General features: G+C 57.2%; 3 protein-coding genes. All 3 read right to left on the minus strand.

The features are described 5' to 3' along the window. Positions 1-124: 124 nt before the first annotated feature. Positions 125-1,582 carry an MmgE/PrpD family protein gene (locus ABSG20_RS34425; protein WP_423868891.1) on the minus strand — a complete coding sequence of 486 codons (1,458 nt, stop codon included), beginning with the start codon at positions 1,580-1,582 and terminating at the stop codon, positions 125-127. Positions 1,583-1,633: 51 nt separating this feature from the next. Further along, positions 1,634-2,002 carry a hypothetical protein gene (locus tag ABSG20_RS34430; RefSeq protein ID WP_423868892.1) on the minus strand — a complete coding sequence of 123 codons (369 nt, stop codon included), beginning with the start codon at positions 2,000-2,002 and terminating at the stop codon, positions 1,634-1,636. 80 nt (positions 2,003-2,082) lie between these two features. Next, the coding region (locus ABSG20_RS34435) for a cysteine hydrolase family protein (protein WP_423868893.1) at positions 2,083-2,579 on the minus strand (497 nt) is incomplete at its 5' end.

The raw sequence follows: 2,579 nt of genomic DNA on the forward strand, positions 1-2,579 counted from the left end.
CGCACACTCGATGTCCCCGAGCGTTTCGATTGTCATGTTGCTCTTCTCTTGATGGCCAGCGAGCTTCAATCCCGCGCTGTTGAATTTTACGTCTGACCGCATTGGTCTTCTCCAGTCGCATTACCTATTCGATCGCGGATCGAACGTTTGGAGTAAGAAGATCAACGAGCGACGAGATATCGCGGACGGACTCGAGATTGAGGACCATGTTTTCGATCGCGGATTGGCGATCAACCGAAACGATCGGGCGCGTCAAACTCCGGTACTTGTCCAGAATCTCGTCGTTCGTAAGAGTACGTGGGCCGGTTCCTCTCGGATGAGCGACGACCTTGCTGCGCTTGCTACCGTCCTTTGAGATGATGGAAACGCGCGTCGTCTCCCTCTCACCGACCGGAAGCTTATCATAATCCTTGTCATGGTAGGTTCTTGTACGACCAATCAGACTCCAGACGTCGTCCTTGTTGATTCGCTTCTCGGAGAACTGTTCAACCAGGACCTGTCCATCCAATAACGCCGCGGCAACAGCGTAGGCTACGTTCATTTGCGCCCCGATCGGCTCCAACGGACGGACAGCCTTCCAACCACCATGCCCGTAAGCGGCCTCGGGCATGAAGATGTCGATTTGCTCGATCTCGTCGATTTTCACCTCCGGCCCCAATTCGAGCGCGGCTCCGATCGCCGCATGCAGCAAGCCCATGGCAGCATACGCCTTGACGGCGATACGGTCGGTCTCCCATTTCTCCCCCAGATTAGCATAAATTTGGGACGCATCGGGGTGATGGCCTTCGCCAAAGACCGATAGCCATCCCCCGTATTCACGCTCGAAAACGCGTTTGATCCCTACGTAGCCTGCCGCGGCCAGCGCCGCAGCTGTCAATCCGTTTCGCGAAGCGAACCCGTGCTGCATGCGCTTGACCATGGATTCAAATTGCGCCGACATCAGACCGCATGATTGTGTGGCGGCACTGCCAAGCGCATCTTCAAACTGCGCCGCATTCAAACCATAGAGACAGCCGGCGGAGGCTGCAGCCGCAAGGGTGCCAAAGACCACGCCCGAATGCCAACCTCTCGACAGCATATCCAGTCCGCCGAGAGCCATACCCACCCGAGGGCCCGTCTCGTAACCAAGGATCGCACCGAGCAAAAACCGCGCGCCGTCTACCGGCCCTACGTGCGGAACCGCTGCGAGCATCGCGGGTAGCACGACCGCATTACTGTGCAGAGGCGCCAGCGGATGATAGTCGTCCAACTCGAAGCCTTGAATAAAGCTTGAGTTGAGCATGGCCGCAGACGATGAGCTAGTTGTACGTCCGCCCCAACCGATGAGTACGCCCTTACCGACTTCGTCAAGCGCCGTGATGCCTTCTACTCCCTTGCGGGATACGGGCAACTGCGCGCCGACCAACGCGCAGGCGACGCCATCCAAGATCAGATATTTTGCATGCTCGCGCACCGACGACGGAACGTCCTCAATACTGGTTGCAGCAAGCCACGTCGCGAGCCGACCTGTCGGTCCATGAGGATCCGTTGCGGCAGGCGGGTTCTGAAGCGAACTATGAGCATCGGCTTTTGCAGTTTTCATTCGGATTCTCCTGGGGTCGCCGTTCCAAAATTTCCATCATCCAGTCTCGATTCAAGCCATGACGAACGCGCATACTTTCTCTCCATTTCGTCGAATTTTTTCCTTGCCGACCAGACGCTGCCGCTCCGCGAAGGGCGCGATGCAGCCGTCCTGCTCGATTAACACACCCCTCTCGCGCAACGTCCGGAGAGCCGTCTGCATCCCGAGAAGCATTCCTTGAAGGGCCGCGTTTGCGTACAAGACGAAGGAAACTCCCATATCCCCGCAGCTCTCGCGGTGTCCTGCCCCCGACAGATGGATAGCGCAGAAGCCGAGGTCAGCGATCACGCGGGCGGCAAGCGCGTTCGGCGCTCCTGGAAGGATGACGCCTCGATCGCTTTTCAGCATTTTGCGCAGGGCCTGAATATTTTCTCTCGTCATCCTTATCTCCCTGGAGCGCGACTCCCGAGATCGCATTCGCTCCGGTCCGTCGAATCGCCTCACGGAATAAGCCTCGGGGCTTATAGTTGGATCAGCTCTTCGGTTTTTATGATCTGGGCAATTCGGCTCAATAGCCCTATCGACTCGCGATGAGCCTCTTGCGAGGCCGCCGCACAAGCGTCTTCAACAATTACCACCGAATAGTCTCGATCATGAGCGTCGCGCGCGGTTGCTTGCACGGCCCAAGGCGTACTGACCCCCGCTAACACAAGCCGATCGATCTTGTTTGCGCGGAGTGCGGACTCCAGGCTCGTGCAATAGAATGCGCTGACTCTCGGTTTTTCGACGATCATATCAACGAGATCAGCTCGCAAATCGGGGTGAAAATCGGTACCGTTACTGCCCAGCTCCAACGCTCCAAGCGCTTGGGCTGCCCCGAAGAAAGGTGATTGCTTGGGTAGATTTACATAGCCGGGCATAAACCCCACCTTGACGAGAATTTTGAGCCAATTTTTCTCACCAGACAAAGATATGATCCGGTTGACCCGGGCGATCGTTTCGCCGTCGAGCGGATGGC

The organism is Bradyrhizobium sp., assembly GCF_049512235.1.
In the GTDB taxonomy this organism is placed as follows: domain Bacteria; phylum Pseudomonadota; class Alphaproteobacteria; order Rhizobiales; family Xanthobacteraceae; genus Bradyrhizobium.